The organism is Paenirhodobacter huangdaonensis (assembly GCF_004022465.1).
Lineage (GTDB): Bacteria > Pseudomonadota > Alphaproteobacteria > Rhodobacterales > Rhodobacteraceae > Rhodobacter > Rhodobacter huangdaonensis.
In genome coordinates this window covers 1-16,100 of the sequence record NZ_SAVA01000007.1, presented here as the reverse complement: position 1 = coordinate 16,100, position 16,100 = coordinate 1, and the positions used below count along the sequence as shown (strand labels likewise).

The 16,100-nt window shown below is 66.4% G+C and carries 12 protein-coding genes, 1 tRNA gene and 3 pseudogenes; 5 read left to right on the top strand and 11 right to left on the bottom strand.

Annotated elements, in window-relative coordinates:
- Positions 1 to 40 precede the first annotated feature (40 nt).
- From EOW66_RS12470 to EOW66_RS12460, 4 genes are all read right to left on the bottom strand, one after another.
- A complete protein-coding gene (locus EOW66_RS12470) occupies positions 41 to 970 on the bottom strand; it encodes a sugar ABC transporter substrate-binding protein (protein ID WP_128156666.1) in 930 nt (309 codons plus the stop codon).
- A gap of 316 nt (positions 971 to 1,286) precedes the next feature.
- Positions 1,287 to 1,463 (bottom strand): hypothetical protein, encoded by a 177-nt coding sequence (locus EOW66_RS20400; RefSeq protein ID WP_164881121.1) that lies wholly within the window; start codon positions 1,461 to 1,463, stop codon positions 1,287 to 1,289.
- Positions 1,444 to 1,659, bottom strand: a complete 216-nt coding sequence (locus EOW66_RS12465) for a hypothetical protein (protein ID WP_206363703.1) — start codon at positions 1,657 to 1,659, stop codon at positions 1,444 to 1,446. Before EOW66_RS12465 ends, EOW66_RS20400 begins: the two co-directional genes overlap by 20 nt.
- 12 nt (positions 1,660 to 1,671) lie before the next feature.
- Positions 1,672 to 2,868 carry a Gfo/Idh/MocA family protein gene (locus tag EOW66_RS12460; RefSeq protein WP_128156665.1) on the bottom strand — a complete coding sequence of 399 codons (1,197 nt, stop codon included), beginning with the start codon at positions 2,866 to 2,868 and terminating at the stop codon, positions 1,672 to 1,674.
- Between the two features lie 323 nt (positions 2,869 to 3,191).
- Between EOW66_RS12460 and EOW66_RS20880 the strand changes: the two are divergent.
- Positions 3,192 to 3,410, top strand: a pseudogene (locus EOW66_RS20880) (recombinase zinc beta ribbon domain-containing protein); the annotation flags it as partial.
- Positions 3,411 to 3,512: 102 nt separating this feature from the next.
- On the opposite strand, the gene EOW66_RS12455 reads toward EOW66_RS20880, so the two are convergent.
- Entirely contained in the window at positions 3,513 to 4,550 is a 1,038-nt protein-coding gene (locus tag EOW66_RS12455; protein WP_128156664.1) for an aldo/keto reductase, read from the bottom strand.
- A gap of 173 nt (positions 4,551 to 4,723) precedes the next feature.
- On the opposite strand from EOW66_RS12455, the gene EOW66_RS12450 reads away from it, so the two are divergent.
- Complete coding sequence (locus tag EOW66_RS12450; RefSeq protein ID WP_128156663.1) at positions 4,724 to 5,623, top strand: AraC family transcriptional regulator; 900 nt, start codon at positions 4,724 to 4,726, stop codon at positions 5,621 to 5,623.
- 205 nt (positions 5,624 to 5,828) lie between these two features.
- Here EOW66_RS12450 and EOW66_RS12445 read toward each other — a convergent pair whose 3' ends face one another.
- The 4 genes from EOW66_RS12445 to EOW66_RS12430 all read right to left on the bottom strand — a co-directional run bounded on the left by EOW66_RS12445 (position 5,829) and on the right by EOW66_RS12430 (position 12,030).
- Positions 5,829 to 6,881: a 2,3-butanediol dehydrogenase gene (locus EOW66_RS12445; RefSeq protein WP_128156662.1), complete on the bottom strand. Its 1,053-nt coding sequence runs from the start codon at positions 6,879 to 6,881 to the stop codon at positions 5,829 to 5,831.
- 185 nt (positions 6,882 to 7,066) lie between these two features.
- Entirely contained in the window at positions 7,067 to 8,866 is a 1,800-nt protein-coding gene (locus tag EOW66_RS12440; protein ID WP_128156661.1) for an NAD(P)/FAD-dependent oxidoreductase, read from the bottom strand.
- A gap of 140 nt (positions 8,867 to 9,006) precedes the next feature.
- On the bottom strand, positions 9,007 to 10,755 hold the full coding sequence (locus EOW66_RS12435; protein ID WP_128156660.1) for a sigma-54-dependent Fis family transcriptional regulator: 1,749 nt from the start codon (positions 10,753 to 10,755) through the stop codon (positions 9,007 to 9,009).
- 273 nt (positions 10,756 to 11,028) lie between these two features.
- Positions 11,029 to 12,030, bottom strand: a complete 1,002-nt coding sequence (locus tag EOW66_RS12430; protein ID WP_206363702.1) for a GlxA family transcriptional regulator — start codon at positions 12,028 to 12,030, stop codon at positions 11,029 to 11,031.
- A gap of 201 nt (positions 12,031 to 12,231) precedes the next feature.
- Between EOW66_RS12430 and EOW66_RS12425 the strand changes: the two genes are divergently transcribed.
- Positions 12,232 to 13,068, top strand: a complete 837-nt coding sequence (locus tag EOW66_RS12425) for an alpha/beta fold hydrolase (RefSeq protein WP_206363701.1) — start codon at positions 12,232 to 12,234, stop codon at positions 13,066 to 13,068.
- A gap of 251 nt (positions 13,069 to 13,319) precedes the next feature.
- Positions 13,320 to 14,225 carry a 23S rRNA (adenine(1618)-N(6))-methyltransferase RlmF gene (rlmF, locus tag EOW66_RS12420; protein WP_128156657.1) on the top strand — a complete coding sequence of 302 codons (906 nt, stop codon included), beginning with the start codon at positions 13,320 to 13,322 and terminating at the stop codon, positions 14,223 to 14,225.
- A 191-nt stretch (positions 14,226 to 14,416) separates the two neighbouring features.
- Here rlmF and EOW66_RS20925 read toward each other — a convergent pair.
- Positions 14,417 to 15,259 (bottom strand): annotated as a pseudogene (locus tag EOW66_RS20925) (IS3 family transposase); the annotation flags it as partial.
- Positions 15,260 to 15,403: 144 nt separating this feature from the next.
- Between EOW66_RS20925 and EOW66_RS20685 the strand changes: the two are divergent.
- Positions 15,404 to 15,763: pseudogene (locus EOW66_RS20685) on the top strand (integrase core domain-containing protein); the annotation flags it as partial.
- Between the two features lie 221 nt (positions 15,764 to 15,984).
- Here the strand turns inward: EOW66_RS20685 and EOW66_RS12400 are convergent.
- Positions 15,985 to 16,061, bottom strand: a tRNA-Met gene (locus tag EOW66_RS12400).
- Positions 16,062 to 16,100 lie beyond the last annotated feature (39 nt).

Genomic DNA, 16,100 nt, shown 5'->3' with positions numbered 1-16,100 from the left:
CGTATCGGTCGGGTGCCCGCTTGTCGGGCACCCGCTCGGATCAGTTCTTGGTCATGTAGGTGTCGAGGTTTTCCGGCGTCACCAGCTCGAAGGGCACCGTCACCCGGTGCTCGAAGGGCTCGCCCTTGGCGATCTTCAGCACGGTGTCGAGCGCGCCCTCGCCCTGGCCCTTGGCCGACTGATAGACGGTGACGTCGAGATCGCCCGCCTTCATCGCTGCCAGCGCATCCTGCGTCGCATCGACGCCGGCGACGACGACATCCTTCATGTCGATGCCCGAGCTCTTCAGCGCCTGGATCGCACCGAGCGCCATCTCGTCATTGTTCGCGACCACGGCCTTCGGCTGCATCCCCGAGGTGATCCAGTTCGTCATCAGGTCCATCGCCGGAGTGCGCATCCAGTTGGCGCTCTGCTCGTCGAGGATCTTGATGCCGTCGCAGGGCGGGTTCTTGAAGACCCGCTCCTCGGCGGCGGTGCGACCGCGCTGTCCGGTGGTGCCGAGCTGCCCCATCAGGATCACTGCGTCGCCCTTGCCGCCCATCAGCTTGCACACCTCGGTCGCCTGCAGCTCGCCCGCCTGCTCCTCATCCGAGCCGACCCAGGCCTGCTTCGCCGGGAAGTCGCCGAGGTTCGCGGGCAACATGTTGACGAAGACAAGCGGCACGCCCGCCTGATCGGCGATCTTCGACATCGCCTTGCCCGAATCCGCGTCGACCAGCATCACGATGATGCCGTCGACGCCCGCGGCGACGAAATTTTCGATCTGCGACTGCTGGCGCGCGATGTCGCCCTGCGCGTCCTCCATCTGCACCTGCACCCCCAGATCGTCGGCATGACGCTGGATGTTGTGGCGCAGCACCGTCAGATAGTTGTCGTCGAACAGCGACATCGCCACGCCGATCGTCTCGGCATGGGCGGCGCCTGCCATCAGCGCGCAGAACGCGGTGGCCGTCACGAGCTTCTTCATCATGTCCTCTTCTCCTCCAGACATTCTCATGGCGCGGACCGAACCGGGACCGCGTCCCGGTCGGTTCCGCTTCGGACAGGCGTGATCGGCCATGCTTCACCAGCCGGTCCAAAACCGTGACTGCCGGGCAAGACTGGCATTCCCCCACGCTCCGGCGTCCGACGCCGTCTTCTGACCGCCCCGCGTGCGGAACTGGCCCCTTCTCCCAGCAGCCGGGAATCTCCCGGCTCCTCCACGTTCGACATTAACCGGGCCGCAACGGCACTGCAATAAAAATTGCAGCAATCTTGAATGGCAATACTTATTTGCATGAGGCGGTTCACGCCGCGGGTTTCAGCGTGCCGAACCCGCCCGTCCCGAGCAGGTCGACAAGCTGCAGGCAATAGCCATAGGCCGCGTTCATGAACACTTCGATCCGCACCCCGACGCCGAGCAAGCCGGCGCCGGAAGCGGGTGCGGAGCTGCGCACCGCGCCCTCAGCGATCGAGGCAGCCATCGGCATTCGCCGGCGTGACCCGCTCGAAGGGGATGTAGACCGCGCGTTCGTCGAGTTGCTCCCCCTTCGCCATCCGCGCGATGATCTCGGCCCCCTTGCGGCCCTGCCCCGCAGCATCCTGGAACACCGTCAGGTCGAGATCCCCCACGCCGATCGCGGCCGGCGTGAATGCGGCCGTCATCATCAGGTTTCTCATGCTTGTCCTCCCTCAGGTTTCAAACAGACAGGGCACCCAGGCCCCGCCTTCGGCATTCGAACGGATCGCGGCCTGAATGAAGGCCACGCCCGCCGCCCCCTCCGCGAGCCCCGGACAGGCAATGCGCCCCTCCGGCAAGGCCCGCCCATCGCGCCGCGCCTCGATCGCGATCGCGAATTCCTCGTAAAGATTGCCCCAGGCATCCGAGAGCGCCTCGGGATGGCCGCGCGGCAGGTGCACGAAACGCGCCGCCTCCGACAGCATGCCGGCGCCATGGCCGCGCGAGATCCGCTGATGCGGCGCGTTGAACGGGCGCAAATCCAGGTATTCGGGAGTCTCCTGATCCCATTCGAGCGTACCTTCGCTGCCCGAAATGCGCAGCCGCAGCGCACAGCTCGCCCCCGCCACCGCCTGCGAGACGAGCAGCGTTCCGGGCACGCCGCCCTCGAAACGGCAGGTCATGAAGGCGGTGTCCTCGAGCGGCTGATCGGCGCCCAGACGGTGGAACTCGGCGCGCAGCTGGGTCATCCGCAGACCCGAGACGAACTCCGCCAAGTGATGCGCATGGGTGCCGATATCGGCGGTGGTCGCCGCGCCGCCGACCTTGGCCGGGTCCTGCCGCCAGGGCGTGCCAGACCAGGCCGCCTCGGCCGGCAGAAGCGCAAGTTCCTGAAAATATTCGACATGGATCTGCGTCACGCGCCCGATCGCGCCCTCGCGCACCATCTGCCGCGCCTGCCGCACCATCGCATGGGCCGCGAAGGAATAGGTCACTCCGAAGAACAGTCCGGTTTCGCGCTGCCGCGCGATCAGCCCGCGCGCCTCGTCCAGCGTGTTGACCAGCGGCTTGTCGGAGATCACATCGATCCCCGCCTCCATGAAGGCCATCGCCACCGGATAGTGCAGATGGTTCGGCACGGTGATCGCCACCGCCTCGATCCCGTCAGGCCGCGCCGCCTCGGCCCGCGCCATCTCGCGCCAGTCGGTATAGCTGCGCGCCGGGTCAAGCCCCCAGGCCCGCCCCGACGACTGCGCCACATCGGGCCGCGACGACAACGCGCCGGCGACGATCTGCCAGCGATCCGACAGACGCGCACCGCGCGCGTGAATCTGACCGATGAAGGCCCCTGCCCCGCCGCCGACGACCCCGAGGCGCAGCCTGCGTCCTTCGGCGAGAGTGCCTCCCGCCGACTGAATTCCGTTCTCCATGTCCCCTCCCAAGGCCGAATCCACGGCCATGAAAGGAGACAATCGCCACAATTGCAATAATTATTGCCGATTATTAGACAGTGATTTCACTGTTGCCAAACGAAGGGACGGCTGGGCGCTGATGATGTGACCGCCTCCCGACGGTATCAAAGCGCCAGGGCGGATCTCGGCCCTCGGCCGGGGCAAGATCGAGGCCGTCGCCTGAACGGCCATGGGAAAGGGATCCGTCAGTTCAAACGCTGAATTGCGCACCATCGCCGGAGGGGAACATCACCGAGGTGCCGCAACTGCGGATCATCGGGCAAGGGCTCAGGGACGAGGTGATGGCACGCCAAGACGGTGGCAAGATCCGACGGACCCGGCGGCAGGCCGGGAAACGGCACGGGCCGCGCTGCCTGCTGACCGGTCTGGTCAAATGCGGTTGCTGTGGCGGCGGGCTTTCCACGATCGGCACGGATCGTTTCGGCGGCTCGAACTCGCGCCACAAGGGCAGGTCAGTCTGCACGAACCGCACCGGCATCACCCGGCAGGATCTCGAAAGCCGGATCCTGACCGTCGATGAGCGCGATGCGATGCCCGGGATGATGTCGTTCTGTCGCGCCTTGGCCCGCCCGGTGATGCAAGGCGGGCCAAGGCGGTGCAGCTCAGGCCTTTTGCGGGCGGAACGCCGCGCGGTATTCCGATTGGCGCTCCAGCATCCAGCCCGGATATTCCGCGGGCAGCTTCGTCACCGCATCCAGCGCCGCCAGATCTTCGGCCGAGAGCATCACCTCGGTTGCGCGGATATTGTCCTGCAACTGATCAATCCGCTTGGCGCCGACGATCACGCTGGTCACCACCGGCTGATGCAGAAGCCAGGCCAGCGCAACCTGCGCGACCGAACATCCCCTGGAAGCGGCGATCTCGCGCATCACCGCAATCGCCGCGTCGCCGCGCTCAAGATCCACCGGCGGGAAGTTGAAGCTCGCCCGGCGACCATCGTTCGCCTTGCTGCCCGCGCTGTACTTGCCCGAGAGATACCCCCCGGCCAGCGGGCTCCAGACCATCAGGCCGATGCCTTCGGCCTGCAGCATCGGCACGATCTCGCGTTCGAGGTCGCGCCCGACGAGCGTGTAATAGGCCTGCAGCGACAGGATCGGCGCAAGCTTGCGCGCCTCGGCGATGCCCACCGCCTTGACGATCTGCCAAGCCGCCCAGTTCGACAGGCCGATGTAGCGCACATGCCCCTGCCGCACGAGCGTATCGAGCGCTTCCAGCGTTTCGGTGATCGGCGTCAGCGGGTCGAAGCCGTGGATCTGATAGAGATCGATGTGATCCATCTGCAACCGCCCAAGGCTGGCCTTGGCCTGCGCCAGGATATGGGCCCGCGAGGCACCGCGCGCGTTCGGCCCCTCGCCCATCGGCCCGAGCACCTTGGTCGCGATCACCACATCGTCGCGCGCAATGCCGAGGTTGCGGATCGACTGGCCGAGGATCCGCTCGCTCTCGCCGCCCGCATAGACATTCGCGGTGTCGATGAAGTTGATGCCGGCCTCGAGCGCGGTTCTGACCAGCGTGTCGGCCTCGTCCTGACGCAGCTGGCCGATCTGGCCCCACATGCCGTCCGAGCCGCCAAAGGTCATCGTGCCAAGGCAGAGTTCGGAGACCAGAAGGCCGCTCGGGCCAAGAGTACGGTACCGCATGGGATGTTCCTTTCTGTCGGAGGATACGCCGGGGAAACCTCCCCGGGACGCGGCAAAGATAGGGCCGTCGCGCTCCGCGGCGCGACGCCGATCCTCGCAATTCCTTGCACGATCCTCTCATCGGAACAAATTTCGGGCTGTGAACCCTTCGGACAGGCCCTAGGTTGCAGCCCATGGAACCCGATCATCTCACCCCGCTCCGCGACCAGATCGCCCGCCAATGGCAGGCGCATGGCCGCGAACCCCCGGTCGCCGGGCTGCTGCTGAGCTCGGTCACCGCGCCGGCGGGGCCGATCCATGCCGTCTATCGCCCCTCGCTCTGCGTCGTGGCGCAGGGCGCCAAGACCAGCATGCTGGGCGAGCAGGCCTATCGCTACGATGCCGGGAAATGCCTGATCGCGTCGATGGAGGTGCCGATCCGGGCCGAGATCACCCGCGCCACGCCCGAACGGCCCTATCTGGCCTTCAGCCTCGCGCTCGATCCCGCGACGATCTCCGATCTGCTGCTGGAGCGGGACGGCCGGGACGGTGCATCTGCCGGTCCGGCGCTGGCCGTTCACGCCTTCGGGCCGGAGCTGGTCGATCCGCTGTGCCGGCTGATGGCGCTGTGCGACCGGCCGCGCGATATCGCGGTCCTCGCGCCGCTGATCCGGCGCGAGATCACCTGGCTCTTGCTGAACGGGCCGATGGGGCCGGCGTTGCGGCAGATCGGTCTGGCGGGCAGTCACATGGCGCGGATTGGCCGGGCCATCGCCTGCATTCGCGAGCGCTTCGCCGGGCAGCTGAACGTGCGGCACCTCGCCGATCTCGCGGGAATGAGCCCTGCTACCTTCCATCGGCACTTCAAGGCGGTGACGGCGATGACCCCGGTGCAGTATCAAAAGCAGCTCCGGTTGCAGGAGGCGCGGCGTCTGCTGCTTTCCGACGGCGCCGATGTCGCGCGGATCGGCTATGCCATCGGCTACGAGAGCCCGTCGCAGTTCAGCCGGGAATATCGCCGCCTGTTCGGGGCTCCGCCGGGCAAGGACGGGCTGGAGATCCGCAAGGGGCTCGCGCCCCGGATCGAGGCGTGACGGCAGCGTCCTTGAGGGTCGAGGGCGGTCCGTCGCTGCCGCGAGCGCGAAGGACCGTCATGCGCGGAGGCGCGCGCGGCGGATCGGCAAGTGCATGGATGGTGCCGAAATGCGCGCTCACGGCCAGCCCCGATGCCGCTCTCGCCCGTAAGCTTCCGGTCGCTTGGCCGCATGGCGGCGACCGGAAAACTTACTGGGGCCTGTGTCACTCGGGAGCTTTGACGAGGATCTTCACGTGGGATTTCTCGTTGACCAGCGCCTCGAAGCCTTCGGCGACGATGTCATCCAGCGCGATCCGCTTCGTCACCAGCTGATCGGCGCTGAAATAGCCCTGTGTCATCAGGGCCATGACCGCCGGATAGACATTGCGATAGGCGATCGTGCCCTGCAACTGGCGCTCCTTGAGAACGACGGTATTGGGCTGGAAGGACGCCGCCTTCTCCCAGATCGAGACGATCAGGACCTGCCCTTCGTGGCGGGTGGCGTCGATGCACTGCGGCAGCACCTGCGGAACGCCCGTGACCTCGAAGGCCACATGCACGCCGCCGGTCGCCGCGCGGATCGCCGCGACCGCATCCGTGGCCATCGGGTCGATCACCGCCGTCGCGCCAAGGTCGAGCGCCTTCTGGCGGCGCACCTCGGAGGGCTCCACCACATGGATCTCGGAGGCGCCCGCCACGCGCAGCGCCTCGACCACCAGAAGCCCGATCGGCCCGGCGCCGAAGACCGCGGCCTTGTCCCCGGCCTTGATCTTCGACAGGCGCACCGCATGCAGCGCGACGGCAGCGGGCTCGACCAGCGCGCCCTGCTCCATCGACAGCCCCTCGGGCATCTTGTGGACCATGCGCGCGGGCACCACGCTGTGCGCCGCAAAGCCGCCGTGACCGCCAGAAAGGCCGACGAAACCGAGGCTCTCGCAGAGGTTATACTTGCCTTCGAGGCAGGCGGCGCAGGTGCCGCAGGCAAAGATCGGCTCGATCGCGACGCGGTCGCCGACCGCGAGCCCCGTCACGCCCGCGCCCAGTTCCGAGACCGTGCCGCAATATTCGTGCCCCATGGTGATCGGCGCCTTGTCCTGGCTCAGGGGGTGGTCCTGCTCCACCGGCACGAAGATCGGCCCGGCGAGGTATTCATGCAGGTCGCTGCCGCAGATGCCGGTCCAGGCGACCTTGATCTTCACCTCGCCCGCCTTCGGGCCGGGTTCGGGGATATCCTCGACGCGGATGTCTTTGACGCCGTGCCAACGTGCTGCTTTCATCGTCTTATTCCTTTGTTCGTGCGGTTTCGGCGAGCGGCCGCCGTCGGCCCGGCTCGGCCGGCCATGGCGCGCACCCCGCCGGTGACGAGACCGCCTGTCCCGCTGCGCGGCAGGGCGTTCCCGCTGCGGTATCGGGGAAGGTTTGCGCGCACCCGTTCAGGGAGGAGCCGGGTGCGCGCGGTGCATCAGGACAGGTGATGCACCTCCTGCAGGCCGTAGACGGGCGTCTCGAGCCCCTCCATCCGGGCCTTCAGCTGCAGCGCAAGATAGAGCGAGTAATGCCGCGACTGGTGCAGGTTGCCGCCATGGAACCACAGGTTTTCCTGCTGGGTCGGCTTCCACATGTTGCGCTGTTCGCCCTCCCAGGGGCCGGGATCCTTGGTGGTGTCGGAGCCGAGGCCCCAGACCTTGCCCACCTTGTCCGCCACCTCCTGGCTGATGAGGTCGGCAGCCCAGCCGTTCATCGAGCCGTAGCCGGTGGCCATGACCACGAGATCCGCATCGAGATGCCTGCCGTCGCTCAGCACCACGCCGGTTTCGTCGAAGCGCGCGGGCTGGCCCTTCACCAGCTTGACCGCGCCGTCGATGATCAGCTGGCTGGCGCCCACGTCGATGTAATAGCCCGACCCGCGGCGCAGGTATTTCATGAACAGGCCCGAGCCGTCATCGCCCCAGTCGAGATCGAAGCCCGCCTTCTCGAGCCCGGCGTAGAACTCCGCATCGCGCTCGCGCATCTTGTCGTAAAGCGGGATCTGGAACTCGTGCATGATCTTGTAGGGCAGCGAGGCAAAGACCATGTCGGCCTTTTCCGTGGTCATCCCGGAGGCCACGGCCTCTTCGGAATAAAGCGCGCCGAGGCCGATCTCCATCAGGCTGTCCGAGCGCACGATATGGGTCGAGGAGCGCTGCACCATGGTGACATCGGCATCCGCCTCCCAAAGCGCGGCGCAGATGTCATGCGCCGAGTTGTTGGAGCCGATCACCACCACCTTCTTGCCCGCCCAGTCGTCGGGGCCCTTGTGCTGCGAGCTGTGCTGGATCTCGCCGCGGAAGCTCTCCATCCCCGGGAAGGAGGGCATGTTCGGCTTGCCCGACATGCCGGTGGCAAGCACCAGCTGCGTGGGGCGCAGCGTCACCTCCTCGCCGTCGCGGTTCACCTTGACCTCCCAGGTGCCGCTTGCCGCGTCAAAGCGCGCCTTCTGCACCTCGGAGCGCGTCCAGTAATTCAGCTCCATCACCTTGGTGTACATCTCGAGCCAGTCGCCGACCTTGTCCTTGGGGGTGAAGACCGGCCAGTTGTCGGGGAACTTGATGTAGGGCAGATGGTCGTACCAGATCGGATCATGCAGGCAGAGCGACTTGTAGCGCGAGCGCCACTGGTCGCCGGGCCGGTCATGCTTGTCGAGCACGATGGCCGGCACGCCAAGCTGGCGCAGCCGCGCGGCAAGGGCGATGCCGCCCTGCCCGCCGCCGATGATGACGGTGTAGGGCTGTCGGGTATAGCCAAGCTCGGCCGCCTCCGCCGCGCGCTTTTCCGTCCAGGACATGCGGTCCTTGGAGGCGCCGTGTTCGGCCCCCATCGGGCGCCGTTTGCCCCGGTTCTCCTCGAAGCCCTTCAGCTCCTGCAGCGCGGTCAGCAAGGTCCAGATCCGCCCCTCCTTCAGGCGCATCAGGCCCCAGCCACGGCCGGCGGCGGTTTCGAAGGTGACCCAGGCGGTGGTGACGCCGCCCTCCTCGGTGGGGATCTCGCCGCTCTGCAGGGCGAACCGGCCGGGCCGCGTGTGCCCGAGCTGCGCGGTGAGCATGTCCTGCACCCCGGACGGCCCCTCCACCGTCTTCAGGTTCCAGGTCACGGCGACCAGATCGCGCCAGTAGCTGTCGGTGGCAAAGAGCGCGCTGGCGGCCTGTGCGTCGCCTTCCTCAAGGGCGGCGTTCAGGCGGTCGAGCGTCTCCTGCACCTGCGTGGTGACTGTCGAGTCGAGCATTGCGTTTCCTCCTCATCGGCAATGTGATGGGGGAAGATTGGCAAGGCGCGGCGCCTCGGCTCCACGGAAATCTGCCGGAAAATGCCCTCCCGGCACTTGCGGCGACGCAGCATGTTGCACACGCAACGCCGCGCAACATCTCACTGCGGCGCCTGCAGCCCCTCCTTGCGGATGCGGCGCAGGATGGTCGAGCGGTTCACCCCGAGACGGCGGGCGGTGCGCGCCATGTTCCAGTTGCAGGCGTCCAGCACCGCCTCGAGATCGAGCCGCTCCTCGCGCGGTCTGGGCGCCGCGGGCAGGTCCGGCAGGTCGATCACCGTGCTCTCGGCCAGCGCACAGGCGACGTCGAGCACATTGCCGAGCTCGCGCAGGTTCCCCGGCCAGTCGCGCGCCATCAGCTCCGAGCGCGCCGAGGGTGTCAGCCGCATTTCCCCGCCGCAGCGCCGGCCGAGGAGCCGCTCGATCAGCCAGCCGAGATCCTGCCGCTCGCGCAGGGGCGGCACGTCGAGCACGGAACCGGCAAGCCGGTGATAAAGCGCCGCCGGAAGGGTCTCGCCCGAGAGCAGCGCGCCCGGCGCATGGCCGCTGGTGGCAATCGGGCGCATCTGGGCATGGGCATCCAGAAGCGCCGGAAGGGCCCGCGCGACCTCGGGCCGCAGATCCTCCACCCCCCGCAGGAGCAGCGTCCCCGGCTCCGGCTGCGCCGAGAGGGCCGCCTCGATCTGATCGGGCTGCGCGCCCGCACAATCGAGGGCCACGAAGCCGCGCCGGCGCGATGCCATGTGGATCGCGCGGGCGAGCCGGGTCTTGCCGCTGCCGCTCTCGCCGCAGATCAGGAGCGGGACATGCGTCGGGGCAAGCCGTTCCGCCTGCGACAGCAGGCGCGCCATGGTCGGATCGCTTCCCGCCAGGGCGGCAAGAACGCCGCCGACCGCGCGCGTCTCCGGCGCTGACCGGTCCTTCTGCGCCCTGCGCGGCCGCTGCGGCGCAATCGCATGGCCGAAAACCGCACCGCCATCGCTCAGCGACACGACCCTTTCCTCCGTGGGGCGGTCGCGCATCAGGTCGGGCAGGTCGTCCACGCTCAGCCCGAGCAGGCTGTCGATGCGCTCTCCGATCAGCCCCTTGCCGCGCGACAGCATCTGTGTCGCCGCATGCGTGGCGCCGATCACGCGCCCCGATCCATCAAGCGTCACCGCGGCTTCCGGATCGACATCGAGGAACTCCGGGCTCGTGGAAAACCGCAGCACCCATTCGCGGCGGCTGGCCGCCATGAGGTTTGCCATCTCGACCCGCCGCGCCGCAGAGGTCACCAGAGACATCGCAAGGTTCTGGCTGCTTTTCGGCGAGGGCGAGCGCAGGAGGGAAATATCGAGCACCGCCGCCAGATGGCCAAGGCTGTCGTAGATCGGCGCCGAGGTGCAGGACAGCCCGGTATGCGCGCTGCCGAAGTGGTCATCCTGATGGACGGTGACCGGCTCGCCGGTATAGATGCAGGCACCGACCCCGCAGGTTCCGGCAAGGTCTTCGGACCAGTTCGAGCCCAGATAAAGCCCCGCGCCGCGCAGCTCGTCCACGAGCCGGTCGTCCCCGAAAAAATCGACGCAGACGCCTTTGGCGTCGGTCAGCAGCAGAACATAATTCTGCCCCGCCACCTGGCGAAACAGCCGCTGCAGGCTCGAGCGCGCCGCGCCGATCATCCAGTCGGCCTGCTCCCGATGGGTGCGGAGTTCCGAGTCCGTGACGATATGGGCCGGGGCGCTGCAGGTCGGGTCCATGCCATAGACTTCAACGCAGCGCCGCCAGGACGCATCCACATAGCTGTCCCGGCCCGTTGCCCGCCCATCCAGGACCTGCGCGATCTCCTCGACGTGATCATGCTCGACCATGCGGCACTCCTCCCGCCCGCAACATTACCATTTCGCCGCATCATTCCGATGGTGGACTTTGGTACAAGGCGGTGTCGGGTGTCCTTCAGGCCGGAGCGGACAGGGCCGGATCACCGCGAGGCAGCATATCGGTGCGTTCGGAGACGGCCTTCGGACCGTCTTCACTGACTGCAGCAGCGTGGTTTCGCCAGTGCGGGCGCGGTCCGCGCCACATGGCCCGTTCGCGCCGACACCTTCGATTGCGATCCATTTGGGGGCAGGGATGGGGGAGCGTCAGCCTCTTCCCTGTTCCTTGGGCTGCCCCCCGCTTGCCCCGGCGATGCCAAAGCGTTGCCGGTAGGCGACCGGCGTCGAGCCGGTGATCTTCTGGAAGATCTTGCGAAAGGCCGCAGGGTCGGAATAGCCGACCTGCCAGGCGATCTGATCCACCGGCGTGATCGTGCGCTCCAGATCCTCGCGGGCCTTCGCGATCCGGACCTGTTGCAAATAGTCGTTCGGCCGGTGGCCGGTGGCCGCGGTGAAGCGGCGCAGGAAGGTGCGCTCGGTCATTGCGGCGATGCCATGCAGATCCCCGAGCCGCAGCGCCGTGAAGGCATGGGCGTGCAGGTGATGCTGCGCGCTTCGGATGGCCTCATCGCCGTGATCGAAGCGCGGGATGAACTGCGCAAAGGGCCGCTGGCTTGAGCGCGGCGGGTCGATCAGCAGGAATTTCGCCGTCGCGAGCATCGTCGCCGGCCCGAGCAGCCGCTCGACCAGCGTAAGCCCCAGATCGGTCCAGGCGAGAATGCCGCCCGCCGTCATCACGTCGCCCTCGTCGATCATCATGTGGTCCTCGGCGAGGCGGATCTCGGGAAACCGCGCGGCCAGCTGCGCGGCAAAGGCCCAATGCGTCGTCGCCCGGCGGCCATTCATCAGCCCGGTCTCGGCCAGCACGAAGGCGCCGGCGCAGACCGAACAGAGCACGGTTCCCGCGGCATGCCGGGCGCGCAGCCAAGTTGCAGCCGCGGGCGCGGGCGCCATCCGATCGGGCATGATGATGCTGGGTGGGATGATCGCGTGCCCCAATGCATGCGGCGCGCCCGGGTCACTGTCCCAGACGCAGTCCACCCCGTCCTCCGCGGCCTGCCAGTGGCTCACCCGCAGGCGCGCGGCATTCTCCCCCGTCCATTCGCCGGCAATGCGAAAGAGATCGGTCAGCCCGTGCACCGCGGCCAGCTGACAATCGGGATAGATCAGAAGGCCGATCTCGGCCACCGGGGCGGCTTTGCGCGACATTGTCCGTTTTGCCTCCCCTAATGTCATTTCAGCCACGTCTCCTGGCGCCCCTCAGGTTCTAGGTTTCCTCCTGTCGAAAGCAAGAGGTCACAAATGCCGATCGAACACACACGGCGACAGATGCTGATGACGGCGGCGGCAGCCGCGGCCCTCTCGGCGCTGCCGCGCGAGATTTTTGCTCAAATCAAAGGAGATATCGTGATGGACACGATCAAGACGAAAGACGGCGTGGAAATCTTCTACAAGGACTGGGGCCCGAAAGACGCGCAGCCCATCGTCTTTCACCACGGCTGGCCGCTGTCCTCGGACGACTGGGACGCGCAGATGCTGTTCTTCCTCGCCCACGGCTATCGCGTCGTCGCCCATGACCGGCGCGGCCATGGCCGCTCGCAGCAGGTCAGCGAGGGGCATGACATGGACCATTACGCGGCCGATGCGGCGGCGGTGTTCGAGGCGCTCGATCTGCGGGGCGCGGTGCATATCGGCCATTCGACGGGCGGCGGCGAGGTCGCCCGCTATGTCGCGAAATTCGGTCAGCCGCAGGGCCGCGTCGCCAAGGCCGTGCTCGTGGCCGCGGTGCCGCCGCTGATGCTGAAGACCGCCGCCAACCCCGAGGGCACGCCGCTCGAGGTCTTTGACGGCTTCCGCGCCGCCCTCGCGGCAAACCGGGCGCAGTTCTTCCGCGATGTCCCGGCCGGGCCGTTCTATGGCTTCAACCGCGAAGGCGCGACGGTGCTGCCCGGCGTGATCGACAACTGGTGGCGTCAGGGCATGATGGGCGGGGCCAAGGCCCATTACGACGGGATCAAGGCCTTCTCGGAGACCGACCAGACCGAGGATCTGAAGGCGATCACCGTGCCCACGCTGGTGCTGCATGGCGATGACGATCAGGTCGTGCCCTACAAGGATGCCGCCGAGAAGCAGATCAGGCTGCTGCGGAACGGCCAGATGAAGATCTACAAGGGTCTCTCGCACGGGATGCTGACCACCCATGCGGGCCTGCTGAACGCCGATATCCTGGCCTTCATCAAGGCCTGATCCGATCTCGTAGTCCGACCATGCCGCCCCCCGGCATGGTCGGATTGAAGATGAAAGCGGCAAGAAGGCCCCGCGCCGCCGCCACCGAAAACCGAATGCTGCCGCATCTTGCCCCGCCCGGCAGCTTTTGCGACGCCGAACCACACCGCAGGCGGGTCGGCAAACGTCGCCATTGGGCCGTTCAGGTATTCCGCAAGCCGCTGCGAAGCTCTAAGCTTGGCGCCCTGCACCAATAGGCCAGAAGGTTTTCCATGGCAGTCAAACCCATGTTGCACCCCCGCAACCAGCACCGGGAGGGGTATGACTTTGACCGCCTGATCGTAAGATCTCCCGAACTGGAGGCCTTCACGACAAGAAACCCGCGCGGTCAGACGACGATCAGTTTTCAGGACCCGGACGCGGTCCGCATGCTCAATCGGGCGCTGTTGCGGACGCATTATGACATTGATTTCTGGGATATTCCGGCCTCTTTCCTGTGTCCTCCGATCCCGGGCCGTGTCGATTACATCCACTACCTGGCGGATCTGCTGGCCGAGAGTAACGGCCACAAGATCCCGCACGGCCCCGAGATCAAGGCGCTGGACATCGGAACCGGCGCCAGCCTCGTCTATCCGCTGACAGGTCGGCATGAATACGGCTGGGACTTCACCGGTGTCGATATCGACCCGGTCTCGCTCAAGTCGGCACGCGAGATCTGCAAACGCAACGGGCTGAATATCCGGCTCAGGCGTCAGAACAACCCGGAGGATATCTTCGCAGGCGTTGTCGGCCCCGATGACATTTTCCATGTCACCCTCTGCAATCCGCCGTTTCATGCGTCGCTTGCCGAGGCTGAAGAGGGCACGCGGCGCAAGTGGCGCAATCTTGGCAAGGGACACTCGGCCGAGCTCAATTTCGGCGGCCAGAATGCCGAACTCTGGTGCCCCGGGGGGGAGATCGGCTTCATCGCCAGAATGATCGAGCAGAGCATGACTTTTGCCGACCAATGCCTGTGGTTCACCTGCCTGGTGTCCAAGAAAGACAACCTCAAGCCACTCTGCAGACTGCTGAAGAAAGCGAAGGTCGCCGAGTTCAGGGTCATCGAAATGGCGCAGGGCCAGAAGACCAGCCGGTTTCTGGCCTGGACGTACTATCCTGAAAGGCAGAGATCCTTATAGGCGGGTCACCGCCATCACCCAAGGCGCGCGGGCCCCTCGCAAACCGCGGCGCGGTGCGAAGCGCATGGTCAATGTCGGCTCTGAGCCGCTCGGGTGAGCTCCCCCCCCGATCGTTGGACAGGATCTGGGGTAATTAAAGCTACTCTCTGCCCCTGCTGGTCGGTTTCAATCCGGTTGAAGTCGATCATGGCGGGCGGCTGTCCGCCATGGGCGGCGTGCGGTCGCCGGTGAGTGTAGAAGGTGATCCATCGACCAACGCCCGCCTTCGCCTGAGAGCCGGTCTCCCAGGCGTGCAGGTAGACGCACTCATACTTCAGGGATCGCCAGAGGCGCTCGATGAAGATGTTGTCGAGGCAGCGCCCTTTGCCATCCATCGAGATCCGGGTGCCGATACGCTTCAGCCGGTCAGTCCAGGCAAAAGATGTGAACTGCGCCCCCTGACGTCGCATGGCCGCTCGAACCAGTGGCGCGACCATACTCCATGTTCACGATCTCGGGCGGTCCGAAGCGGTGGATCGCCTCATTCAGCGCCTCGACGCAGAACTCCGCCTCCAGCGTGTTCGAGATGCGCCAGGCCAAGACCTCGCGGGGGAACCAGTCCATGACCGCGACCAGGTTGAGGAATGAGCCATCGAGGCGCCGCCCGATGGCGAATGCGGCGCATCGGCAGATGCGCGATGTCGGCGCACCAGACCCGGTTCGGCCGATCGGCCCGCAGGCCACCCCGAAGATACGGGTAAGTCTTGTGCCCCTTCGCTGGCTGGATCGTGTTCGGCTTCCGGGAGATCGGCATCATGCGCATCAGCCGCCGGATGCGCTTCTGGTTCACAGGATGACCCTCGTTCTGCAAGTGCAAGGTCATCGTCGGACCCCGTAGAACGGCGTTTCCAGGAACTGCCGGTCGATCACCTGCATCAATGCCAGGTTCATCTCGGTCTCGCCCTGCGGCGCGCAGTAAAATGACGAGCGCCAGATCGACGAGCCAAGCGGCATCGCGTCCCGACCGACAGCGAGGGGGGAGGGCGTTCGATCATCCCGTTCGGGATCGACCTCGAACCAGTGGCGGCTCGATCCCTCATCACTTGCCGGTCCAGGGCTTGAGCTTTCTGGCCAAAAATCGTTGGCGACAGCCTTCGCCATTGGGCTCGGAGCAATGGCGCCACACTGGCTCGTTCTTCAACGTGATCGACGACGTGACGAAGGAGTGCCTTGCTGCGGTGATCGCGCGGTGCGGCAAGCCGGGCCTCATCGTCAGCGATCAAGATGAGGTGGGACCGGGACCCCGGTGGGGCCGCATAAGCCCCTCGAATGAGTTCAGCTCGAACGCGATGCTGGCCGCGACCGAGGAGGTCGGCGTCTCCAGGCCCTTCATCGCGCCGGGACAGCCGATGCAGAACGGGATCTGTGAAGCCTTCAACTCAAAGATGCGAGACGAGCTCTTGAATGAGCCGCTGTTTCACGGGCTCGACCACGCCCGCGCCATCGTCGCGGGCTGGGGCGCCGATTACAACGCCGAGCGCCCACACCCGGCTCTCGGCGCCCCCCACCGCTTTCGAGGCCCAACTCACCGCAATGGGCGCAACAGCGCCATACTCAACCGCGGGCTCCGGCATCAGCTGGATGACTGTCGGGGATCACAGCAGCGGCCATCAGCTTGACCTCATTGGGGACTTGGCTGGAATTCTCGATCTCGGCGCGCTTGACATGACAAAGCCCCCGCATTTGGCGAGGGCTGGTGTTGTGTCGAAGTCTGATTTTTTGGTTGCGGGGGCAGGATTTGAACCTGCGACCTTCAGGTTATGAGCCTGACGAGCTACCGGGCTGCTCCACCCCGCGACCGGGAGCGACTTTGGTGTCGCCTGAGGTCTTGCCCCG

What these genes read in the sequence shown, in the direction of transcription:
- EOW66_RS12470 (WP_128156666.1), bottom strand. Translation starts at nt 970, where the DNA reads ATGATGAAGAAGCTCGTGACGGCCACCGCGTTCTGCGCGCTGATGGCA.
- EOW66_RS20400 (WP_164881121.1), bottom strand. Translation starts at nt 1,463, where the DNA reads ATGGCTGCCTCGATCGCTGAGGGCGCGGTGCGCAGCTCCGCACCCGCT.
- EOW66_RS12465 (WP_206363703.1), bottom strand. Translation starts at nt 1,659, where the DNA reads ATGAGAAACCTGATGATGACGGCCGCATTCACGCCGGCCGCGATCGGC.
- EOW66_RS12460 (WP_128156665.1), bottom strand. Translation starts at nt 2,868, where the DNA reads ATGGAGAACGGAATTCAGTCGGCGGGAGGCACTCTCGCCGAAGGACGC.
- EOW66_RS12455 (WP_128156664.1), bottom strand. Translation starts at nt 4,550, where the DNA reads ATGCGGTACCGTACTCTTGGCCCGAGCGGCCTTCTGGTCTCCGAACTC.
- EOW66_RS12450 (WP_128156663.1), top strand. Translation starts at nt 4,724, where the DNA reads ATGGAACCCGATCATCTCACCCCGCTCCGCGACCAGATCGCCCGCCAA.
- EOW66_RS12445 (WP_128156662.1), bottom strand. Translation starts at nt 6,881, where the DNA reads ATGAAAGCAGCACGTTGGCACGGCGTCAAAGACATCCGCGTCGAGGAT.
- EOW66_RS12440 (WP_128156661.1), bottom strand. Translation starts at nt 8,866, where the DNA reads ATGCTCGACTCGACAGTCACCACGCAGGTGCAGGAGACGCTCGACCGC.
- EOW66_RS12435 (WP_128156660.1), bottom strand. Translation starts at nt 10,755, where the DNA reads ATGGTCGAGCATGATCACGTCGAGGAGATCGCGCAGGTCCTGGATGGG.
- EOW66_RS12430 (WP_206363702.1), bottom strand. Translation starts at nt 12,030, where the DNA reads ATGTCGCGCAAAGCCGCCCCGGTGGCCGAGATCGGCCTTCTGATCTAT.
- EOW66_RS12425 (WP_206363701.1), top strand. Translation starts at nt 12,232, where the DNA reads ATGGACACGATCAAGACGAAAGACGGCGTGGAAATCTTCTACAAGGAC.
- rlmF (WP_128156657.1), top strand. Translation starts at nt 13,320, where the DNA reads ATGGCAGTCAAACCCATGTTGCACCCCCGCAACCAGCACCGGGAGGGG.